At 69.9% G+C, this 22,310-nt stretch carries 12 protein-coding genes; 3 read left to right on the top strand and 9 right to left on the bottom strand.

Translation table 11 applies throughout. The features are described 5' to 3' along the window. Positions 1-45 precede the first annotated feature (45 nt). The 4 genes from pglZ to ACSU53_RS03940 form a co-directional block, all read right to left on the bottom strand. On the bottom strand, positions 46-2,970 hold the full coding sequence (gene pglZ / locus ACSU53_RS03925; RefSeq protein ID WP_437024761.1) for a BREX-2 system phosphatase PglZ: 2,925 nt from the start codon (positions 2,968-2,970) through the stop codon (positions 46-48). Beyond that, positions 2,967-6,851: a BREX-2 system ATPase PglY gene (gene pglY / locus ACSU53_RS03930; RefSeq protein WP_437024762.1), complete on the bottom strand. Its 3,885-nt coding sequence runs from the start codon at positions 6,849-6,851 to the stop codon at positions 2,967-2,969. The genes pglZ and pglY overlap by 4 nt, the downstream gene beginning before the upstream one ends. 377 nt (positions 6,852-7,228) lie before the next feature. After that, complete coding sequence (locus tag ACSU53_RS03935; protein ID WP_437024763.1) at positions 7,229-9,364, bottom strand: tetratricopeptide repeat protein; 2,136 nt, start codon at positions 9,362-9,364, stop codon at positions 7,229-7,231. Then, positions 9,361-9,771, bottom strand: a complete 411-nt coding sequence (locus ACSU53_RS03940; protein WP_437024764.1) for a hypothetical protein — start codon at positions 9,769-9,771, stop codon at positions 9,361-9,363. Before ACSU53_RS03940 ends, ACSU53_RS03935 begins: the two co-directional genes overlap by 4 nt. A gap of 229 nt (positions 9,772-10,000) precedes the next feature. Between ACSU53_RS03940 and ACSU53_RS03945 the strand changes: the two genes are divergently transcribed. Together ACSU53_RS03945 and ACSU53_RS03950 are read left to right on the top strand one after the other, a co-directional pair. Next, the gene (locus tag ACSU53_RS03945) at positions 10,001-10,270 is read left to right on the top strand and encodes a hypothetical protein (RefSeq protein ID WP_039986430.1); all 270 of its coding nucleotides are present in this window, start codon (positions 10,001-10,003) and stop codon (positions 10,268-10,270) included. Continuing rightward, entirely contained in the window at positions 10,263-10,901 is a 639-nt protein-coding gene (locus tag ACSU53_RS03950; protein WP_437024765.1) for a DUF6879 family protein, read from the top strand. The genes ACSU53_RS03945 and ACSU53_RS03950 overlap by 8 nt, the downstream gene beginning before the upstream one ends. Before the next feature lie 71 nt (positions 10,902-10,972). Here the strand turns inward: ACSU53_RS03950 and ACSU53_RS03955 are convergent, their stop codons facing one another. The 3 genes from ACSU53_RS03955 to ACSU53_RS03965 form a co-directional block, all read right to left on the bottom strand. Further along, positions 10,973-11,716, bottom strand: coding sequence for a hypothetical protein (locus tag ACSU53_RS03955; protein ID WP_437024766.1), 744 nt, complete (start codon positions 11,714-11,716; stop codon positions 10,973-10,975). A gap of 243 nt (positions 11,717-11,959) precedes the next feature. After that, positions 11,960-12,163, bottom strand: a complete 204-nt coding sequence (locus tag ACSU53_RS03960) for a DUF397 domain-containing protein (RefSeq protein WP_437024767.1) — start codon at positions 12,161-12,163, stop codon at positions 11,960-11,962. Continuing rightward, a complete protein-coding gene (locus ACSU53_RS03965; RefSeq protein WP_437024768.1) occupies positions 12,160-12,993 on the bottom strand; it encodes a helix-turn-helix domain-containing protein in 834 nt (277 codons plus the stop codon). Before ACSU53_RS03965 ends, ACSU53_RS03960 begins: the two co-directional genes overlap by 4 nt. A gap of 191 nt (positions 12,994-13,184) precedes the next feature. On the opposite strand from ACSU53_RS03965, the gene ACSU53_RS03970 reads away from it, so the two are divergent. Continuing rightward, positions 13,185-13,748, top strand: a complete 564-nt coding sequence (locus ACSU53_RS03970) for an ATP-binding protein (protein WP_437024769.1) — start codon at positions 13,185-13,187, stop codon at positions 13,746-13,748. On the opposite strand, the gene pglX is transcribed toward ACSU53_RS03970, so the two are convergent. After that, positions 13,675-17,286, bottom strand: coding sequence for a BREX-2 system adenine-specific DNA-methyltransferase PglX (gene pglX, locus ACSU53_RS03975; RefSeq protein ID WP_437024770.1), 3,612 nt, complete (start codon positions 17,284-17,286; stop codon positions 13,675-13,677). The two genes, ACSU53_RS03970 and pglX, sit on opposite strands and share 74 nt — an antisense overlap. Beyond that, positions 17,283-21,959: a BREX system serine/threonine kinase PglW gene (gene pglW / locus ACSU53_RS03980; RefSeq protein ID WP_437024771.1), complete on the bottom strand. Its 4,677-nt coding sequence runs from the start codon at positions 21,957-21,959 to the stop codon at positions 17,283-17,285. The genes pglX and pglW overlap by 4 nt, the downstream gene beginning before the upstream one ends. Positions 21,960-22,310: the final 351 nt, after the last annotated feature.

The raw sequence follows: 22,310 nt of genomic DNA on the forward strand, positions 1-22,310 counted from the left end.
GCTCGGGGTGCCTCGGACGAGTTCCGAGGCACCCCCGGCGGGTCCTCACCCCCTGCGAAGGGCGAACTGCTCCCGCAGCAGCGCTTCGTGGAGCCGCACGGTGCGGCCGTCCGGCAGCGTCTCGAGCACTTGTACGCCGTCGTAGTTGAGGAGTTGACGCAGAACGGCGGCGAAGCCGTCGCCCCGTGAGACGGGCATGCCGGCGCGCTGGGCGAGCGCGGTCACGGGCAGGGTGCCGCCCGCGTCCAGTAGGGCGGCGAGCGCCTTGTGGACCTGCTCCTGCTGCGGCTTGCGGGCCAGTCCGCCGAGCTGCGCCTGGTAGGTCTCCGAGTCGAGCAGTGCCATCACCAGCGATTCGGTGCGGGAGACGACGGTCGGGGTGAGCAGGGTGTCGTCTCCCCCGGCTGTCAACGCGACGTCGAAGAGCGTGTCGTGCGTCCGGGCGACTTGTGCCTGCTCCTTCTTGGCCTTGCCTGTCGGCTTCTTGGGAGCGGAAGCCGTCGCGGTCACCGGCCGAGCGGCGTGCTCGTCCGGCAGCGGTGCCTTTCCGGTCTCCTCCAAAGCCCACCAGGCCGGCCGCTGGTCGCCCAGTTCCCGCCACCCCTTGGGCGGCTCCGCGCCGAACGGCAGGAAAGCGAGCACCGGGATGGTGACCTCGGCGAGCGACGCCCCGCCGTGGTAGCCGGCCTTGAGTGCGGTGTAGCGGGAGTCGGCATCCCACAGGGCGACGATAGAGGCCCCGGGGTTGGGCCAGACCACACGTGGCCCGGAGAGGGCGATCTCGCGTTCCGCGAGCGGGCCGCCGCCGGGCGGGCGATGGCGGGCGGAAGCGGGGTCGTCGGCGGTGTCGACCTTCGTGCCGTGCCGGTCCACGACGTGGCCGTGGTCGCTGGTGAGGACGACCGCCATGCCCTGGGTGGCCGCCACCCTCAGCAGGTCGCGCAGGCCGGGCACGTCGTCGATCCGCCAGGCGCCGTCGCCGAGCTTCTGCTCCTTGGCGAGCCGGTCGTCGATGGCGTTGAGGACGACGGCGACGTGGGTCCTGCCGTCGGCCAGCGCTTCCGTGAGCGCCGGGCCGAAGGTGTCGCCCGCGGTCTCGGTGCGTAGGTCGTCCTTGTGGAACACGGCGGCAGGGGCCCCGCCCCACAGTTTCAGCGCGGGGAAGAGCCGCTTCTCGTCGGCCTGGGTGCCCCTCATCAGGGTGCCCGCGAAGAGGGAGGTGCGGGACACGGCCGTCACGGTGGGCAGGGCGGCGGCCATCGCCCGTCGGCGCGGGGAGTCGCCCTCGGGCAGCGGGTCGAACTCGGCCCAGGAGCGGCGCAGCTCCTCCCCCAGATCGTTCGCGATGGCCGCGCTCATGCCGTCGAGCACGAGCAGCAGGACCCGCCGTTCCTCCCCGCGCCGCACGGCCGGGCCGACCACGCGGTCGAGGAAGGTCTCGACGGTGAGCATGGAGCCAGGCTGGGTGCCGGCCTGCGTCCAGGCGGCCAGGGAGCGCGCGAAGGACGCGTCGATCTGCCGACGCCGGTCTCTGACGCGGGTGCCTAGGGTGTCGTAGGCGGCCTTGAGGACGGGGTCCGGGTCGCCACCGGCCTCGATGTGCTCCAGGGCGAGGTCCACCCAGCCGGTCTCCGAGACGTGCCGCTGTATGGCGTCGGCGACGGTGGGGGCGTCGGCAGAGGGGTCGGTGGCCAGCCAGCGGGCGAGACGCTGACCCATGCGGGCCCGTTCGATGCGGGCGGCCTCTTCCGACTCGGCGGCGAGCCGGTGGTCCTCCAGGCGGCGGACGGCGTCCGCCACCGCGGCCGTGTCGCCCGACGCGAGGGCCCGGCCGACGGCGGTGAACCGGGCCTCGAGTCCACCGCGCAGGACGGGGCTCGCCGCCACGGCCTCCTCCGCGCCGAACTGTCGGGCCAGGGCGGACGCCCGGTCGAGCACGATGCCGGTGGTGCGGCGTGCCTCACGGGCCTGGTCGGCGTCGGTGCCACCGGTGCGGTGCCCGGCCGCCAGCAGCGTGGTCACGTACTCCTCGGCGGCTCGTCCGAGGACGGCCACCAGGACGTCGAGCTGGTCGCCGGTCGCCGGGGGCTGGTCCCCGAAGTAGCGTTCGGCGCGCCCCCGGGCCCGGTAGGTCTCGGGGGCGGGCTCGGCGTGCTGCCACAGCGCCGCGCAGACGAGACCGAAGGCGGCGGCGTCCGCGCCGCGCTCGGCGTCGACGAGGGCGAGCAGGGCCCGGCCGGCGAGGCCGGCCTGGTCCTCCTCGCCGAGGAAGGCGGACAGTCCGGCGCGTTCGGGACCGCGCAGGGCGAGGAGCCGTTCGGGGGCGCCGGGCCGGGTCGACCAGTGCAGCAGGGCCTGGGCGTCGAGCCGGTCGTCGCCGGGGCGGCGCGTGCCGCCCTCGGTGTCGTAGCGGCCCAGGCGCAGGCGGCGCTGGGCGAGCGCGGTGAGGGCGTACTGGCGGGACAGCCAGCCGCCGGGTACGGCCGGCCAGCCGCCGGGCGGGGTGGCGTCGAGCAGGGCCTCGGCGGCCCAGTTGACGTCCTTGAGCCGGGGGTCTATCTGCCGGGCGCCGAACGCCTCGCGGACGACGTCCCAGCTGTCGACCGTGTCGATGCGCAGCTTGTGGACGCGGGCGAGGATCGCCGGGTCGAGTTCGTTCTGTTCCCGGTCGGTGAGGACGACCAGCACGGCGGGGCCGGGACGGCGGCCCGCCAGGTGGTCGAGGACGAGTTCGTGGACGGCGAGCGGCGACGGCGCGACCGCCACGCCGGCCGTGCGGCCCTCGCCCCAGACGGGTTCGGCGGGCCCGTCCCACTGCGGTGCGGACCGCAGCAGCACGACCCGGCGCCTGCCTCCCTCGCCCTCCCCCGTGAGGGAGGCGGCGAGAGAGGACTGCGAGGACAGGTACTGGGTGACGGTCGCGGTGTTCAGCCGGACCGCGCCTGGTGCGACCGTGGCGGTGTCCGTCATTCGATGACCTGCCAGGTGATCTCGATGGTCGCGTTCGGGTGGCGGGCGGCCAGGTCGGCCAAGTCCGCCTGGAGGTCGGCGGCGGCCTGGCGCACGGTCGTGCTGCGGCGCCCCGACTTCCGCGCCGCGCCGCCGCTCTCCGGGGAGGGCGTCTCCTGCGGGGTGTAGGGGATGCGCGGGTCGCTGGTCGGCGTGTCCAGGGACTGGCCGTCGGCCGTGGGGGGCTGGGGGGCGGCGGGCGTGGGCGGCGGGGTGGCGGCGGCCTGGGTGCGCTTGATCAGGGCGACGACTTCGCGCTGGGTGCGGACCAGGGCGTCGCGCAGGTCGGCGGTGCGCTGGTCGTCGCGGGCCACGTTGCGCAGCGAGTCGAGCAGCGCCTCGCCCTCGGGGCCGAGCCCGGCGGCGAGCTCCAGGGTGCTCCACGGGGCGGAGGCGACGGCCTCGGCGACGGCGCGGGCCTTCTTGATGGAGGTGCCGTACCGGTCGGCGCTGGTCTCGCCCAGGTCGAAGGAGGCGAGGGCCTCCACGGTCTTCTTCGCCCCTGCCGCCCCCTTGCCGGCCTCCGCCGTGAGCACGTCCAGCAGTTCCAGGGAGCGGCGGGCGAGGGCGAGCCGTCCGGTGTCGGCGGTCTGGTCGAGGCCGAGGAAGGAGGCGTGGGCCTCCAACTGGTGCACCAGGTCGGCCGCGTGGTCCCGGTGGGTGCGGGCGGCCTCGATGATCTGGCGGGCGAACTGGTTGACCATCCGGCCGCGCCGCAGCGCGGGCGGCTTCGCCCCGAAGATGGTCTCGAAACGCTGTCGTGCGGTGTCCCAGTCGGACTCCGAAGGCAGCGGCTGGCTGCGCAGCGCGTCGTGGTCCTTGATCGCGGACAGTTCGGGCGCGGGGTCGAGGACGGTGCCGCCGCGCACCCACACCCGGTCGTCCATCTCGGCGAAGGAGGCGACGACGAGCCGGGCGAGGAAGTCGGGCAGGCCCCTCGCGTCGGGCTGGTCGGTCCAGTCGGTGAGCGTGATCAGCGACAGGTCCCCGGTGACGCCCTGCGAGCGGGCGAGCTGCCGGAAGTGGTCGGCCCAGTAGCGGGACAGCTCGAAGTACGCCTCCTTCTGCTGTCCCAGGCGCAGGGGTCCGGCGATCCGCTGCATGAGCTTGCGGTCGGCGGCCGGGACCTCCACCCGCCCGTCGCGCGCCTCGGCGGCGGCCCGGACGTGGGTGAACACCTTCTTGGTGTCGGCGGGCCTGACGGCGGCGCCGGTGGCGTCGGGGTCGAGGTCGGGGTGGGCCGGGTACTGGTGGGCGAGCAGCTTGCCGGCGACGTGCCGGATGCCGTCGTGCAGGCTCTGCCCGAAGGACAGGGTGAGTCCGTCGACGTCGGGCAGGGCGACGAGGTGGTCGTCGAAGTCGGGCACGACGTCGGCGGCCTGCTTCTGGGCGAGTCCGTACGCCTGCTTGAAGGCGCCCTTGACCTGCTTGAGCAGCGCCTCGCGCTGGGTTTCGAGGAGGCCCTTGGCGCGGCTGCGGTTGTCGGCGTTGAGGTGACCGGCGTACTGGGTGTCGAAGCGGTGTTCGTCGGCGAGGGCCTTGTCGATGACGACGAGGCGCCGGAAGTCGGCGAAGCGCTGCGCGGACAGGTGCGCGGGCAGCCAGGCGACGGTGCGGGACCGCTCGCCCTGCTGGCGTTCGCGCAGCCGCTGGATGCGGTTGACGTCCTCGACCGGGCCCCATTCGCCCTCGTCGAAGGGGAGGTCTATGGCGATGCGCCAGCGGCCGTCCTCCTGCGGCATCAGGTCGTGGTCGGGCAGCTCGTCCTCGTCGGCGACGTTGCCGAAGACGATCTCGGCGGTGCGGGCGGTGCCACGCCAGGTGAAGTGGAGCTGGTCGCTCAACTGACCGTGCTCGACACCCAGTTCCTCGGAGAGCAGGCGGCGGGCGAGGGCGACGCGGTTGCCGGGGTTGTCGTTGACCTGGGCGTTGGCGATGACGGAGTCCACGTCGACGCCGGAGAGTTCGAGGCGGACGCCGGGGTTGGCGTCGGTGCCGGTCTCCTTGATCTCGGGGAACCTGGCGGCCCAATCGGCGACCTTGTTCTTGATGATGCCGACCTCGGCACCGGGGATGGGGGCGAGGACCGACCCGTGGTTGAGCGCGCCGAGCCGCCGGATGGTCAGCTCGGACAGCGCGGGCACGCTGGGGGCGAGCGCGGACAGCAGCAGCGTGCACACGAGCCGGTTGTCGCCGAGGAACATCCGGCAGCCGTTGAGTTTCTTCGGGTCGGTGAGGGACTCGGGCCGGTTGCGGTACTGCTCGACGTCGTCCTCGGTGATGTCGTACGAGCTGAGCAGGTAGGGCCGCAGCTTGGTCTTGTAGAGCTTGTCGGCGGCCTCGAAGACGACCTTGAGGCTGTCGGTGAAGGGCTTGTCGCCGCCCTGGGCGATCACCGGGTACAGGTCGCCGACGGGAACGAGCTGGCCGAGGCGGATCTCGTCGCGGTGGTCGGCGAGGAGCTGGCCCATCAGCTTCAGACCGGTGCGGGAGCGCTGCAGCGCGGACGAGATGTGGACGAGGGTGTCCATGAACGCCGGCGAGAACGGGTACGTCAGCCGGAACGACTCCGCGTCCGCGCCGGTGGTGCCCTTCTCCGAACCGAGCAGGGTGTCCCACACCTGGGGTCCGACCCGCTTGGTCTGCTCGAAGGCCGCGTCGACCTGCTGGGCCGCCTCGTCGTCCTTGGGCTTGAGGAGGCGGGCGTGGGCGATCTGCGGGAGGTTGCGGTCCTCCAGGGTGATCTTGTCGAACCGTCCGGAGGCCAGGTTCAGGGTGTCCTGGATGGACGACTCGGCCGCGCCGGACACCTCCTCGCCGACCAGCTCGCGCAGATCGCGCTGGCGGGCGATGAACGACACGACGGGGATGGCGCGGCGGGCGTCGCCACCCTCCACGAAGTTGGTGATCTTACTGGCCTCCCGGGCCACGAACTTCTGGTCGTGGATGAGGGTGGCCAGCCACAGGATCAGCTCGTCCATGAACAGGATCAGGCCGTCGTAGCCGAGCGACTTGGCGTGCTCGGCGATGACGGACAGGCCCGCGTCCAGCGAGATGAAGCCGTGCTCGTCCTCGGCGGCGTTCTTGGTGAAGCCGGGGAGGAGGTTGGTGCCGGCGTCGTTGACCAGCTTGGCACGCAGCTCGGCCGGGGTGGAGGGGTTGGTGAGGTTGAGGTGGACGCCCGCCTCGTGGTTCTCCTCGGCGGTGAGCGCGGTGTCCAGGAGCTGCGGGGTCCAGGCGAAGCCCTCTCCCCACTCGTCCTCCTCCCCGTCGTCCGCGCCGGTGCTGCCCAGACCGCGGATGACCGCCTCGTCGCCCATGTTGGCGCGCATGGCGCGGATGTCGGCGAAGAGGGAATCGGTCCGGTACACCTGCGGGGTCGGGGCCTCGGGGTGCAGCTTCTTGACGTGGTGCACGTACCCGCCGAGCACCCGCTGCTCCAGGGCCTTCGCGCCGAGCATGTGGTACGGCACGAGCAGGAACTTCTTGCCGTCCGTGCTCAGCCACTCGTGCCTGGTCAGCACCGGGTCGAACTCGGTGCGGGCACGGGCGGCCGGGTTGCCGCTGAGCAGCGCGTACAGCACGGCCATGAAGTGCGACTTACCGGAACCGAACGAGCCGTGGAGGTAGGCCGCCTTGGAGCGGTGCCCGTCCAGCGCGGACTTGATCAGGGCCAGCGCCTCGTCGAAGTTCTCCAGCAGCCGCTCGGTGACGACGTAGTCCTTGAGCGCGTGCCGGGCGCCCTCGGGCGTCGTCGCCTCGGCGAGGGACAGCACGAAGTCCGAGGTGGAGATGGATTCCTTGATGTCGATGACATCGCGGAGGAGGGGCGGCTGGGCCATTGCGGGTTCTCGCTCTCCCTGACGGTGGTCGCTGCTGCTGCTCGTACTCGGTGCCGCGCGGGGTCCGCCGCCGAGGCTCGGGGCCGTTCCGGGGGGGTGGGGCCGGGGCGCTCAGGGGTACGGACGGCCGGTGCGGCGGACCGGCTGTCCTGGCCGGCGGCACGGACGGGTCCGGTCGTGAGCGGACGGACACCACGCTCACGGCGTCGGACGGGTCAGGTCGGGTGCGTTCGCGGCGTCTGCACTCTTCGCCCCCCTCGCACTGAACGTCACCCGTACGGCCTGCGCACAGCACCCTACATCGGTACTCCCGTCCGCCCCGTGCCGAATGCGCAACCGCACCGCGCGCGGACCGCTCCGGTCCCGGCCGTGGCGCGCTACGGCCGCCATCGCCCCGAACGGTAGGCGTCCAGCAGGTTCCGGCTCGCGACCGTGAAGGGGTGCTCGGGGCCCAGGCCGCGGTCCCGCCGCTCGACGACGTCGGTCATCAGCGCGATCCCCTCCTCCCTGTGTCCGAGCGCGGCTCGGGTCCGGGACAGGAGCTGCCGGGCGGCGAGCACGATCGGGTACTCGGGCCCGAACCGCCGCTCATACGTCTCGGCGACCTGCCGGATCTCCCGGTCGGCCTCGTCGAAGCGACCCAGGAGGTACAGCGCCCACGCGTGGTTGTGCCGGGCGCCGAGTGTCACGGTGTGGTCGGGGCCCAGGACGCGTTCGCACTCCGACGGCAGCGAGAGCAGTGCGCCGCCCTCCTCGGTGACCACCTCGGCGGCGGGCAGCATCTCCAGCAGGCCGGCACGGGCCCGCAGGGTCAGCGGATGCGCGGCGCCCAGCGCGGAGCGCCGCCCGGCGACGGTGTCGCGGAGCAGCGCGACGGCTTCCTCCCGTCTGCCGAGGTTCGCCAGCACGAGCTGGAGGCCGTAGCCGCTGTCCGTGGTGTCGGGGTCGTCGGCGCCGAACAGGCGCTCCTGGGCGTCCCGGACCGCGCGGAGCGCCGCCTCGGCCTCGGCGTACCGGCCCAGCCGGAACAGTGCCCGCCCTGCCCTGGACCGGGCGGCGAGGACCGCACGGTGATCCGCGCCGAGGTGTCGCTGCGCGAGATCGGCGGCGTTCCGGGCGGTCTCCCAGGCGGAGACGTAGTCACCGGTCCGGTGCAGGGCGGTGGCCAGCCGCGTCGTGACGGCCAGGGCGTCGGCGGCGGACGACTCGCCGGCGTGCCCGAGCAGGGCCAGCGCGTGAGGAACGAGCAGCCGCAGCCGGGGGTCGTGCGGACCGGCATCGGGTACTGCGGGCACGGCCCCGTCGAGCAGCCGGACGGCTGTCGTGTCGAGGGCCGGCACGAGGTCTGCGGGGGTCGCCGCCGAGACGCTGTCGAGCAGGATGCCGTGACTCTGTGCACAGCGTGTGCCTGCGGCCTCGACGAGTTCGGACAGTGACTGGTCGAGGAGCGCTCTGAGGGCTGTCTCGGTCCGGGCACGAGGCAGTACGGCGCCGATGCCGGCGTGGTTGAGCAGAGCCAGCGGCAGCGGCTCGGCGGCGAACCGGGCGAGCAGTCTGAGCAGAGCCGCCGCTTCGGGCAGTCCGCGCGCTTCGAAGGCGTCGAGGGTCAGCTGCCAGGTCAGGCCGACCAGATGACGGGGGTCGGCTTCGGACAGAGCGTCGGCTCCCCGGTCGATGAGCTGGACCCGTTCGTCCGAGTCGAGTTGGTCCCCGTAGGCGTCCATCGTCCAGGGGTCGATGACCTGCCGGGAGAGGAAGCCGCCCGCCAGGGTGAGGGCGAGGGGCAGCCGCCCGAGCCGGTCCGCGACCCGCGCCGCCTGCTCGGTCGTGCCGCTGTGCGGTGCGAGATCGCGCAGCACGAGCGCGGCGTCCTCCCGGGGCAGTACACCGATGTACTGCAGCTCGGCGCCCGGCCACCACCGGGCCGCCGCACGCCGTGTGGTCACCAGGACGGTGCCGCGGGGACTGGTGCGCAGCCAGTGACCGTCCCGCAGGATCTCCGGCTCGTCGGTGTTGTCCAGGACCAGCAGCCAGGGTTCGGCGGAGCGGTCGAGGTACCTCCAGACGAGGTCGGCGGCGGGTCTGAGACCGTTGCGTGCGGCGAGCAGTTCACCGTCGTCCGCCCCTCGGTCGGCGGCGACGGCGAGCATGCCGGCGCGCAGGCTCGCGCGGTCGGAGGCGTTGACCCACAGGCCCACCCGGCCCGCTTCCGCGGTGACCTCCTGGAACAGGGCGCAGGCGACCGCCGTCTTGCCCGAGCCGCCCATCCCGTACAGCACGTAGACCTGGCCGCCGCGCTCCGTCCTTACGCTCGTCCGCAGACGTTCCATCACCTCGCTGCGGTCGCGGAGCGCGACGGGGAGCCGGCCGACCGCCGGGCGTCGCACGGAGTCCGGCCCGCCGTTGTCCGGCCCGGCGTCGCCGTAGTGGTGGTGCTCGCTGATGTGCTGGTCGCCGTGCGACTGGTAGACGCGTCCGTGGTCCTCGGCGTGACCGTCCGTCCCGCCCGTCATCGCTCTGTGATGTGCTGATCACGTCCCGCTTGGTAGACCCGCGCCTGACCGGATGCGGTGGCGTGCTGGGTGATCCGCCGGGCGGCCGAGCCGTCGGGGTCGAGCTGGTCCAGCAGTGCGCGCAGTTCCTGTACGGCGGCGGGCCGGGCGACGAGCAGCCGCCGTACCGTCCCCTGCCATTGGAGCCGTAGTTCGTCCAGGGTCTCCTGGTCGCCTGTGGCCGCGGCGGCGAGCGCGTCCTCGCGGCCGGCCTCCAACTCGGCGGCGATGGTGTCGGCGCGCTCCGGTTGCGTCCGGCGCCAGAGCTGCTTGATCCCGTCACGCACGTGGTGCCAGGCATCGGTCGCCATCAACGCGACCAAGGTGGTTCCCGCGCTCTGCGCGAGCAGGGCCACTTCAGCGTCCACAGCCACCCCTCCGCTCACCCTGTTTTCCGACAGCATCAGATGGAAAATGTCACCTGTCAGATTTTTGCTCGATCTTCAGCGCGATCAATATCATTCCACCTCTGCGCGGCAGGGAACAAGGAGGAGCCAATCCTCGCCAATACCCCTGGAGACCGGCTCTGACACGTGGTCAGGCAGGCTTCTCGCGCGGTACGGTGAGCCCTCCCGACCGATCGAGGGGGCGAGGGAAATGGCCAGGCCGTGGGAAGCGGATCCCGACACGAGTTTCAAGCGACGCCTGGGAAAAACGCCCCAGGAACTGGGAAACACCACCGGAACTCCTGACTGCCCGGACATCTGGGAACTCGCCAACGGCGACGTCGCCGTCATCGGCCGGGACCTCACCCAGTCGCTCGGCAGGAACCTCCCCGACGGGGTCTCGATCGGGTCGGACGAGCGCCTCGTGGTCATCCCCAGGAACATGCTCATCGCGGCGAAGCCGGACATCCCCAGTGTTTGACTCCTTCCCCGACGGCGTCTCCGAACGCCTGGACCGCCCCACGTACCACGCGGAACTCGGCCGGATCTACTCCAGCGGGATCGGCTTCCTCAACAAGCTCGAACGCGGCCAGCACTTCCAGGAGCGCGGCTTCCCGAGCTGGGAGGCCTTCGCCGACGGCGACTGGGAGCAGGCCCTGTCCCTGGCCGACGAGAGGCGCGAGGACTACGCCCGGGAAATCCGGCGGGCGTCGGACCTGGGCGTCACGCACCGCCGTCTCCGGGTGGTGGAGTTCCCGGTGACGCCGTATGTGCAGTGGGAGTTGTACGTGCTGCGCGTGCGGGTGGACGTGGGCGACGCGATCAAGGTCATCGACGCTCGGGACATCGCCGGCATCGAGCAGCGTCACCTGGTTCCGGAAGTGGTGATTCTCGGCGATGTGGTCATGTACGAGGTCGTGTACGACGAGGACGGAAATGCGGCGGGCGCCCATCGCTATACGGACAGCTCACTGATCCGGGAAACGAACGCCGGATTCGATGCGCTGTATGAGCGCGGCGAGGGGTTCTACGATTTCTTCGACCGGGAGATCGTCCCCCTGGCCCCGCCGCGGGGGACCGGAGCTGCAACGGGTCGTGGCGGGGAGCGGTGATCAGCGGGACGGGGTGATGGGCAAGCCCGCAGGTCGACGGTTCCCCGCCCCGGCGACGGGTACGCGCGGCGTCAGTCCCTGGGTTTCTCCAGCTTGACGGCAGTGGTGTCCGCGTCGCGTAGTTCCGCGTCCGCCGGGGCGAACGTCTCGTGTTCTTCCACGACTTCGCCGTCCACGACGTCTCCCTCCGATGCTCGGTGCGACGGGTCCGCCAGGGGCAGGCCGGCGAGGTGCTTCTTGAGCCTCTTGGCCATCGGAAGGTACGTCGAGAGAGTGAGCCCGCCGGACACGACGGCCCCGATGACGGGAATGGCCTTGGAGACACCCTTGGCGAAGGACTGCGTCGTCATCTTGACGCCGAGGTACTTCGCGACGAAGAACAGCGTGAGCATCCCCTTGGTCGCGTCATCGACGTCACCGCCCTCGTCGGAGAACAGCTCGGGCCAGCTGTAGAGGTAGGCGAGCTTCTGGGCGATGCGCAGCATGTGGCCGACGTACTGGGCCGTGTCGGCGGGCACTGTGGCGGGAAGGGCGAGGATGCCGGGTATTCCTGCGGCGGCCGAGAGGGCGCTGACCTTGACGGTTTCGTAGCGGATGGACTCGTTGGCGACCTTGTCGAGGAGCTCGACGGTGATGCCCGCGGCAGCGGGAGTCTCCTCTATCGCTCGTCGGATCTCTTCCTCGGAGCAGTGGCGAGCGAGCGCACTGCGGAGGTACGCCTCCCTGTGGATCCGCACACCGGGGAGCTTCGCCGCCGCCATCAGCACCGCGAAGAAACGCGACTCGGGGTTCTCGACCTCTTTACCCTGCTTCATGGCAGGAACCTACAGTACCTCCGAGCTGCGACGTTCAGCACGGATCAGCTTCGTTGAGACCTCGTTACGAGAGTGGCGGTGACATGAGAGCCGGCTTCCTTCACGATGCCGATCACCGCCCGGGAAGGCGACCGCGGGCGAGCAGGGCGCCGGGTCTGCTGAAGGTGTGCCGTAGAGGTGGGGTACGCAGGGCCCTTGGCGAGCACACGCCCGCCGAGGGCCCTGCGATCGGTGCCGTCTCTGTCAGCGTGCCGCGAACTCTACGAAGGCGGCCCATGCCGTGGGTTCTACGGCGAGTGGGGCGCGGGTTGTGTCCTTCGAGTCGCGGACGTGGACGGTGGCGGGGCGTGCGGCGACCTCGACGCATTCGCCGCCTTCCTCGCTGCTGTAGCTACTCTTGCGCCATACCAACTGGTCTATCTGCGACTGATGTACGTGCGCGTTCATGGCTCTCCCAGCAACTTCTCTACGTACGCCAATGATTCACGAGGAGTTAGGGCCTGCGCCCGGATGATCCCGTACTTGACCTCCAGCGCACGGACGCGGTCCCGCTCCGTCTGCAGGCGGCTGACGTTCTGTACCTCGGCGTACGCGATCCTCCGCCCTTCTTTGGTTTCGATCAAGGTGAAGGGACCAGCCATACCCGCGTTCTCCTCACGGTCGAGCGGCATCACCTGGATCTCGACGTTCCGGCGCTGCCCCATCAGGAGAACCTGCTCAAGCTGGCCACGCAGGATGCCCCGGCCTCCGATGGGACGCCTCAACACTGCCTCATCCATGACGAAGCTGGCGAGCGGTGCGTCATTGCTGGACAAGATCTCCTGCCGAGCCATGCGAGCACTCACCCGCTGTTCGATCAGTTCGTCGTGCATGGGCGGCCGCATCATCATGAAAATGGCCCGCGCATACTCCTCCGTCTGCAAGAGTCCGGGCACCGCCTGGTTCGCGTACACATGCAGTTCGACGGCCTCCGCTTCCAGTCGTGCCGCATCCCTGAAGAACGCCGGATACTGAGCCCGAGCCACCTCCTCCTTGCTCGCACTCAAAACCCCGCCCGCCTCCAGCACTTCATCGGCCTGGTCGATGAACTTCGGCGGCGGAATACGTCGTGCCTGCTCGAACGACGCAATCGTCGAGGCCGAGTACCCGGTCAGGGACCCGAACCTTGCACGGTCCAAGCCTGCCCGCTCCCGGAACAGCTTCAACTGCCGCCCGAACACGCACAGCATGCCCGTCCCGACCTCGTACTCCTCCGGCTGCTGAACCTCGTCGTCCACGCCGCAGCTCCTCTCGTACAACCGCCCAGTCAGCCAACTTCGGGGACCGGAACCGGTCACGCCCAACACCACGTACAAGCGCACCAACGGCGTGTACAGCCCGCACCCGTAAGCACATCGCTCCTGGTCAACGCTACGCAGAGTCCGACACCGTTGACCCTATGAAGTCAGCAACTCCCCCGAATGGGCATATGCAGCAGCACTCCGCGCCCGAACGCGAGTTCATCATGCGCTTCACGTCAACGCCGCGCGGTGCCCGCCTCGCTCGCAGACTCGTCTCGCACCGCTTGAACGACTGGGGCCACCCGTACGCGACCACGGTCAACGAGACGCTCACCCTCATCACGGCGGAACTCACCGCCAACGCCGTCCGCCACGGCCACGTCCCCGGCCGGGACTTCCACGTCCACCTCACCCTGGCCGAGGGCACCTTCCGTATCGAGGTGACCGACACCCGCGCTGAGAAGCAGCCCCCGGCCGCCAGCCCTTCGGCGACCGACTCGCTGTCCGAGTCCGGCCGGGGCCTGCTTCTGGTCGCCGCCCTCGCGGACGACTGGGGCGTCAGCCCTCGCAAGGCCGCCCCAGGCAAGACCGTGTGGGCAGAGCTGCACACACGAACAAAGGGCCACCCGCTGACGCACCGGGTGGCCCCTGAACCGACTGATGTCGATCTACTCCTGGCTACTGCTTCACTGCTGCGCGACGACCTCGGGTCGCAGCCGGAGGACGCCAGCCACGGAGGTCGTCGTCCGTGAGTCCGTGCTCGGCCTGCTTCTGCTGGCGGTAACTGGCGAAAAAGTCCGCCGGGGAGCCGCTGTAGAACATGTCGAACTCGTTGTGCCACTGGTACAGCCACGGCTGGAGTTCCAGCAGGCCGGCGAGGAACGGCGTGATCTCCTCGGTGGACAGCGCGGTGTTGGTGAAGTACGTCGCCAGCGCCTGCGCCTGCTCCTTGTGGTCCCAGCCGGCCCAGCCGTACAGCTCGGGGGTGGCGGCGTTGGTCTGCCCGTAGGAGATGAACCGCTCCTTGGGCACATCCAGCTTGCCGCGCGCTTTCCAGTAGGAGGGGCGGAGGAAGTCGGCCGAGGTGTACTTGGGCGGCACGGGGATGGAGTCCCGGATCTTCCGCTTGGCCGGCTCGTCCGGCGCGGCGTCCTCCTTGCGCTGCAGGTCCCACACCTCTTCCCAGTCCGCGCGCTTCTTCAGCCCGGAGGGCTTGTAGCGCAGGGAAGAGAGGAACGGCACATGCTCGTCAGTGATCAGCTCGGCGACGACCTTCGCAAGTTCCTTGCGCGGCGCGTAGAGCTTGGCGACTGAGACGAAGTTCTCGTCGCGGGAGAGGACGTCGGTAAGCCGGGCCAGGGTGAGGATGGTGGGCTGGTCGTTCTCATCGAACCAGAGGTCGCGGTTCTCCATCCGGTCGAGCAGCCAGGAACGCAGGGCCTTCTCCTGCAGCGCGTCCCAGCCCTCGGCCGCCCAACGGCGCTTGTACTCGGGCCGCTCAACCATGCCAATGGCACGGTTCGACTCAATGGCATCGATCCGCTTCTGCACGATTTCGCGGTAAGGGGCAGGCCAGTGAGCGGGGATCTCCGTGATGGGCGTGGAGCCGTGCCGCTTGAACCACTCATCGCTGGCCTCGCCTGCGGCTACGCGGCGGGCAAGGACAATCTCGAAGGCACGCTCGCCAAGGGCGAGTTCGGGAATGTTGGGGTCGTCGGGGTCCTCGGAGACGCGGAGATCTTCGGAGTGGAGGTTGTAGAGGGAGTAGACCTGCCAATCCAGTTCTTCTTGAAGGGCAATCATCTGAGCACGAATGGAGTTCCACTTGGCTTCAGTCTCGCGGAGGACAGTTCCGGAGGGGGTAGCTCCAGTGGCTAGAACTGATGAGCTTATGGCCGTGAGCCGCTGGGCGAGAGCCTCAAGAGTACGCGCAAGAGTAGCGGGCGAAGCGGCAGGCAGCGGGAAATCTTCCAGCTTGGTGCCTGTATATTCGTAGAAACTTTCCCAAGCGTAGCGGCCTGTGCCGCGCTCTCCACCTCGGTTCCCCTTGTCGTGACACACCATCCTCAACCAGAATCCTGCAGTGGAGCTGTTCAGCAGCCCGAGCAACTGCAAGTACTCTTCTTCACCGGCCTCGCCACGCAACTTAATCACGGGCGCATGACGGTTGAAGACATTATTCCCACGATTCATCGCAAAGTGATTATGAGATGCCACGAATGGGAATGAAATTCCAAGCGGGGTCGAATAGCGCTCAGGATGCCACCGACTCCATTCATACCAAGTCAGCCCAATCTCTGCATGCGTTCCGCCGGGTTCCCTGCGTTCACGCAGCAGGGAACGGTGTCGCCAAAGGAGAGGCGCAATATCTGAACTGAGTTCTGCGACAAGACCTTCATTGTAAGGGAAAAGAGACTCGACTTCAGTCGAGATACTCCACTCTCGGACTGCATCCCCACTGACAAGTGGAACAATTCTTTCCGCTGCTACGCCAGAACGTCTCCACGTTCCGATAGGAGCAAAATAGCTGTCATCCAAGCCTGTATGAGTGTAGCGCCCGATAACGCTTCTGACGCTTGCAAGCCGCTGCACCTGTGCGTTCCTGATCTGCTCAACCATCTCGCGGCCGCCGTCAGTCAAGATCCATGGCTGCTTGCCGAAATATTGATCCCTGTCGAGATCATCCACAGATACCCAGGGACTTGCGGAACAAGGCTCGTCAATCTGCTTCACAATGGCTCGCCATACCAACCCATCTTCGCCTCGCTCCGGGGTCGACGGCTCACCCTGGACGGTTCGCACTGTCCGAATTTTTTCGGAACGCTTACTGCCGCCACGGTTCTTGCCGACCAGGATGACTGTCGGCGTGCCATGCCCTGGGATGTATGCCCCGGAAGTGTCGATGACTTCGGTCAGTTCAACCTCATATGCGAAGTATGTCTCAATGAGCTTGGTGCCGAATTCTCGCTTCATGAAGGAGTTAGCAGTGATTTGCCCAACCAGCCCATACCCGTACCCGCCGGAGTCGCCTTGCTTGGCCAGTTCGAAGAACCGCTGAGCAAAGGGTACGGAGAGTGCATATTGGAGTGCGCAAGCGTCGTACAGCTCCTTATAGAGCCTGTTCAGACCCTTGTCCTTGACCTGAATATACGGTGGATTCCCGACCACTACATGATACCGCCCCGGCTTCAAAATATCCGGATGCTCGTGCACATCCTCGGTCTCATACTTGAAGTCGGCGAGCTCGTCCGCCCCTTCATTATCTAGCCCGTTAAAGAGGTTTTCCTGCTTGTGTCGATGCTTGATCAGCGAGTCCCCCACCGCCAAATGAAGAGGCCACTCATACTTAGCAGCCTCGGCCATGGATGTCACCCCACTCGCTGCCATCGCCGCCACCAGCAGTCGGAATCGGGCAATAGCCACCGCAAACGGATTGATGTCCACACCGTGCACCGAGTCCAGCGCAGCCCGCACCCGCTCATGCACGTCCTTCCCCGGCTGCCCCTCAGCCCACAGCCGCACCAACCGCCGAAATGCCCCCAGCACGAAGTGCCCCGACCCGCACGTAGGGTCGATCATCTTCAGCCCCTCGTACCCGAACTCCCGCACCGCCGGGTTCATCGTCCGGTCGAGGATGAACTCCTCCACGAACTCGGGCGTCTGGAGCAGCGCATACGTCTTCCGCGCGGCCTCGCTCAAGTCCTGGTACAGATCTCCCAGAAATCGCGTGTCCCAGCCCTCCGTGCCGTCCTCGTTCAGCGGGTCGGTAAAGTCGTGGACGAGGACGCCCGCCTCGTCCCGCTGCCGCCAGAACTCGACCAACTCCCGCGCACCGTCGTGCGACAGCGGAACCTGATACAGCGGGTTGTGCCGCTTGTCGAAGAGAAGCCGACCTGCCTGGCCCTGCCCCAGCTCGTCGAACGCCTTCTCCAGCCACCCCCGGTACGTCGGGTCCTCGTCCGACTCCACGTACGCGTCGTACCGCGACTCCGCCAGCTCCCGCCGGTCTCCGTCCGGCCCCGTCAGGTACGGCTCCGGGATCAGCCGGTTGTCCTCACAGAACCGCACGAACACAGTCCCCAGCACCCACGCCACCGCGACCTGCGTGACCCGCTCGTCCAGCCACGAGTTCCACGTCGCCGCCGTACGCCCCAGCTTGCGCGCCTGGTCGTACTCGGCCCGCAGCCGCGCGCCGACCTCACCGAGCGCCTTCACCTGCTTGCCCAGGTCGGCCTCGACCGCCTTGACCTGCTGCTTCAGGTCGTCCAACAGAACCTTGCGGTCGATCACTTCGCGTCTCCCTCGACACCACTAGCCACAACCTCGCCGGACCCGCGGTGGGCGTTGCCCACCCACGTGTCCGGAAGCTGGATCCACTCCCCCAGGCCGGCCTGGTACGGCACGGCCGCCTGCCCGAGCCGGGGCTCGCGCGAGGGGTCGTTCTGCGGGACCAGGAGCCACAGCCCCCGCCCGCCCCGCCGGGCCGCCGACGCCAGCCGGTCCAGGACGCCCATCGCGTCGTACCGGGCGAATACCCCGGCCTCCGTCAGCAGGACCGGACCTGCACTACCGCCACCGTTGCCCAGCAGCTCGGCGATCCGGGGCTCGACCGAGCCCCACGCCGTGCGCGCGTACTCCGCGAACCGCACCGCGCCCTTCGAGCCCGGCTCGGCGGCGTCCGCCTTGAGCAGGGTCTCCCAGGTCGGCTTGGTGCCCGGCGTGACCTGCCCGTGCAGGGCCTCCAGGAACAGCTCGGTCACCGACACCGCCCGTGCGCCCAGCCGCTCGGCGCTCAGTTCCCGTACCGCGTCCCGCACGAGCTGCTGCCGTACGGTCAGCACCCGGTACCCGTCCCGGTGGGCCGAGGCGAGCAGCCGTTCCTCCGTGCGCACCGCGCCCGCGAGCTGCGGGTCGTCCGCGTACCGCGTCACCGTGCCCGTGCGCGTCGACTGCCGCCACGCGCCCGTCGTGAGGTAGCTGGAGGTGTCCTCCACCCGCGTCGGCAGGTAGCGCAGCGTGCCCGTGTCCTCGCGCATGCTCAGCGACAGCTCGAAGCCCGCATCGCGCAGCGCCTTGGTGAGCGGGCCGCCGGTCGGCAGTTCGTGGGTCGTGCCGCCGCGCCCGTCCGGGACGACCAGCTCGGGGAAGCGGACCCGGACCCGCTCGTGCACGTCCTCGCCTGTCAGGCCGGGCTGCCGCCCTTCCGGAACGCCCGGGATCCAGCGGACGAGTCCGGCCTGGGTGAGCCGCAGCGCTCGGACGAGCGACAGGTCGCGCGGGTAGATCTCCAGGCGCGGAGTGGCGGCGGCGTTCACGGACGCGGCGGCGGCCAGTTCCACCATGCGTCGCTCGTCCCAGTCGACGGCGCCGGGCGGGACCGTCAGCGCGCCCAGCTCTGCCAGGACGGTCGCGGCCGTCGGCAGGGTGTCCAGCCGGGCGAGCCGGTCGGCCGTCTTGCCGAGGCGGGTCGCGTAGTCGAGCAGGCCGGGCGCGGTCGGGGTGTCCGGGGCGTCGTTCTCGCGCACGTCGAGGGCGAGCAGGCCGGCGCCCAGCGACTCGTCGGTCGCCTTGCGGTTCGGCTGGTGCTGGAACTCGGCCTCCTGCGGCACCAGTTGCTCGACCTCGACGACGGCCCGCACCGCCGCCAGAGCCATCGCGCGCCGCTGCTCGCGCCCGGCGAGGTGCGTGCCGCGCCGGACGGCGAGGGCGTCGGCGATCTCCACGGCGGAGGCGACGCGCCCCATGCTTTCCAGCAGGTCGATGATCTCGTCCCGCAGCGCCTGGACGGCGGGCTCCGCCTTCCAGCGCTTGCGCTCCTCCTTGAGCATTTGCGGGATGCGGCCGTGACTGAGGCCGAGCGCATCGGCGACGTCCTTCTGCCTGGGCCAGACTCCGATGCCGGGCAGGACGCCGTGCTCGTCGGGCAGGCGCAGCAGCAGCCGCACCATCTCCGCCTTGTTGCGGTTGGAGCCGTTGTTGTTGACGGCCGGCACGAGGACGGTGGCGAGGGTGTCGAGGCTGACGGAGCGCAGGGTGCGGGCGGACAGCGTGCCCGCCGACTCGCCCGTCGCGAGCTGTCCGACGAGGGCGGACTCGGCGGCGGTGAGCTGCTCCAGCTCCTCCTTCGCCTCCGCCCTGCCCTTGGGCGTGAGCGGGGAGACGGGGGCCTCGCGCAGCCGCTCGCCCCATTCCCGCTGTCGCTGCTGGACCTCGTTGCGGGTCTTGGCGCCGAGGCCGGGGGCGTTGACGAGCTTGCGGCGGCTGTAGTCGAGGAGTTCGCCGACCGTCGTGAGGCCCAGGCCGTAGAGGAAGGACTGGGCGGCGGGCGTGAGGCCGGAGACGGTCAGCGGGGTGTCGAGGGCGGCCTCGGCGGCGAGGCGGTCGCGCTGCTGCTCGGCGGTCTCCGGCTCGGCGTCCGCGATCGCCGCCGCGGCGGCGCCCTCGGCGGGTGCGGTCCCGTCGGCGGGGGTGGCGGGGCGGGTGCGGTGGCTGGAGGGGACGGTCTGCGAGGCGTCGAGGAAAACCTTGCGCCAGGCGTCCCGCATCGGCTTGAGCTCGGGGAACCGCTTGCCCGCGTCGCGGTGCAGGGCCTTCTGGAAGAAGGCGACGAGCCCGTCCCGTACGGCCGGGTCGAAGGCCTCGGCCGCGATGGTCGGGTGCGGCCACTCCTTCTGGTCGGTCATGCGGGGCAGGACGCTGCCGTCGCCCCACTTGGGCAGCTCGCCGGAGGCCATCTGGTGCAGGGTGACGGCGACGGCGTACCGCTCGGCGTGGGAGTCGTAGGAGCCGCGTGTGATGACGTCGACGAAGGGGTCGAGGTAGCCGTCGGTGCCCGCGTCGGTGTTCTTCGCCGGGTAGCCGGCCAGCGAGAAGTCGATGAGGACCAGCTCGCGGGTGCGGTTGGGGCGGACGCGGACGGCGATGTTGTCCGGCTTGATGTCGCGGTGCCAGACGCCCTCGCCCTCCAGGAAGTCGACGGCACCGAAGAGGTAGTCGCCGTACGCCTCCAGCTGGTCGACCGGGAGGCGGCCGTGCTCGCGGAGCTGGCGGGCGACGGTCTCCTCGCGGCGGCGCGGGCGGGCCGCGCCCTCGGCGCCCTGGGCGTCGTCGTCGCGTTCGTCGCCGACGTACTCCAGCGCCAGGACGGTGCGGCCGGCGATGTGCAGCGGCTCGGGCTCGACGAGGCGGATGATGCCGGAGTGGGGGCGCAGGCGGCGCATGGCCTCGGCCTCGCGGACGAGGATCTCGCCGCGGCTGTCGGAGAGGGCGACCTTCAGCACGGCCAGCGGGCGCGTCCTGCGGGTCTCCGCCTCCAGGTCGCGGACGAGGAAGGCACGGCTGGTGGAACCGGTGCCGAGACGGCGGCGGACCTCCCACCGGCCGGCGAGCACGTCGCCGGCGACGGCCTCCAGCGGGTCCTTGTCGGCGCTCTCCCCGGTCTCTTCCTCGGCCTGCCCGTCGAGGGCCGCGGCGGGGGCGGTGAGGGAGTCCTCTACTACCTCCAGCAGTTCCAGGAACTCGTCAATGCTGGAGAGGCGCTGGCCGGGGCGGTAGGCGGTGGCTGCCTGGACCAGGAAGTCCACGTCCTCGGAGAGGCCGTCCACCAGGGAGCTGGGGCGCAGGCCCTCGCCCGCCTCCAGGCGGGCCAGCAGCTCGGCCTGGCTGGCGGCCGGGGCCTTGCCGGTGACCAGCAGGTAGGTGAGGACACCCAGCCCGTACACGTCGAGGTGGACCGGGTCGGGGCTGAGGGCGGTGAGTTCCGGCGCGAGGTAGGCGTCCGCGTCGTCGGACAGGTGCAGGGCGGACAGGGCGGTCGGCGCGAACCGGGTCATGCCTTGGCCCTGCGAGGAGTCGCCGCTGCGCTGGGTGGCGATCTGCCAGTCGGAGATCTGCAGCTGCGGGGTCAACCAGGCGGCCTCCTCCCCGACCGCCTGCCTCTTGCGGCCGCGCGGCCGGGGGACGACGTGGACGGAGCGGGCGGCGAGCGCGCGGTGGTGGATCCGGCTGGCGTGCGCGGAGCGCATCGTCTCGGCGAGCTGACGCACCAGTGCCATCCGGCCGAGGATGTCCAGCTTCTCGCCGTACCGGACCAGGTACTCGTCCAGCTTCAGGGTGTCCGGGTGGTAGTCGAAGATCAGCGCGGGGCCGGCGGCGTGCCCGGAGGGGAAGTACTGCTTGAGCTGGACGACACCCGGGTGCTTGAACCGGCCCAGCACCGCGGCCTCGCGCCGGGCGGCGTTCTCGACGGACTGGCGCAGGGAGGCGTCGGAGCCGCGCTCGCTGAGGTAGATCCGCACGCGTGCGGCTTCGGGCAGGTCGCTGTGGCGGGCCAGGTAGTCCGCCCAGGTCTCTCCGGAGTCGAAGGACTTCCGCTCCAGCTCGTAGGGGCCGACCTTGTACTGGGCGTCGCTCTTGCGGATGCCGATGCTCTTCAGGGCCGCCGCGATCTCGCGGGAGCCGATCGCGGTGACGCGGCGGCGCTCGTCGCGCGGGGGCTGCCTGAGCATGTCGACCAGCTCGTCGACGGTGTGGACGCCGTTCTGGTCGTGGGCGGGCAGCCGGACGCGGAGGCTGTTGTCGGTGAAGCAGACCGCCTCGGCGACCCAGACCCGCTTGGCGCCGGTCTGGGCGAGCAGGCCGGCCAGCTCCTTGGCCTTGCGGTTGACCAGGTGCAGCGGGTTGCCGTGGGTGCGGCGGTGGCCGCCGGGGGTGGTCTGGACCCAGGTGCCGTTCTCGGAGGTGACCGAACCGTGCCAGTCCTTCAGCTCGATCATGCACAGGCCGCCGGGGGCGACGACCAGCAGGTCGACCTCGCGGACGTGGCCGGTGTTCGCTGTGAAGGTGAAGTTCGACCAGGCCCGCCAGGGATCGGAGTCCGGCAGCTTCTGGCGGATCGCCTCCAGGCCGCGGCGTTCATGCTCGAACTCGGACTCGGTGACCGTGACCCACCGGCCTTCCCGCATGCCTGTTCCCCGCTCCTCGTGTCCTCCAAGGACCGCCGTTCCCCATGGCCAGGTCCTCGCGGCAGATCCTAGTGGTTGCCTGCGACATGAAAAGAGGCGGTGAAGGACGGGACTATAGGACATAAAGCCCGCATGGTCACCATCGAGTACCGCTCTTCACACAACCGTGCGAAATCCGCAGTCACTTGCGGTCGTGATCGTGCTCGTGGCCGAAAACCCCGAGGACCCAACCGTCGTGCACTACGGTGACTTCCGCTGCGCACCTTCCCGGAGGGTACGTCTGCGGGTTCGGATACCGATTCCCGGGGTGACTGGCGAGTGGTTTCCGCTGCGTGCTGCGCACGCGGCGTG

Source organism: Streptomyces sp. enrichment culture, from assembly GCF_964273255.1.
Taxonomy (GTDB): Bacteria; Actinomycetota; Actinomycetes; order Streptomycetales; family Streptomycetaceae; genus Streptomyces.

Bases quoted from the DNA above. Each gene is read 5' to 3' on its own strand.
- ACSU53_RS03945 (WP_039986430.1), top strand. From the start codon at position 10,001: ATGGCCAGGCCGTGGGAAGCGGATCCCGACACGAGTTTCAAGCGACGC.
- pglZ (WP_437024761.1), bottom strand. From the start codon at position 2,970: ATGACGGACACCGCCACGGTCGCACCAGGCGCGGTCCGGCTGAACACC.
- ACSU53_RS03960 (WP_437024767.1), bottom strand. From the start codon at position 12,163: ATGAACGCGCACGTACATCAGTCGCAGATAGACCAGTTGGTATGGCGC.
- ACSU53_RS03970 (WP_437024769.1), top strand. From the start codon at position 13,185: ATGCAGCAGCACTCCGCGCCCGAACGCGAGTTCATCATGCGCTTCACG.
- pglW (WP_437024771.1), bottom strand. From the start codon at position 21,959: ATGCGGGAAGGCCGGTGGGTCACGGTCACCGAGTCCGAGTTCGAGCAT.
- ACSU53_RS03935 (WP_437024763.1), bottom strand. From the start codon at position 9,364: ATGACGGGCGGGACGGACGGTCACGCCGAGGACCACGGACGCGTCTAC.
- ACSU53_RS03955 (WP_437024766.1), bottom strand. From the start codon at position 11,716: ATGAAGCAGGGTAAAGAGGTCGAGAACCCCGAGTCGCGTTTCTTCGCG.
- pglY (WP_437024762.1), bottom strand. From the start codon at position 6,851: ATGGCCCAGCCGCCCCTCCTCCGCGATGTCATCGACATCAAGGAATCC.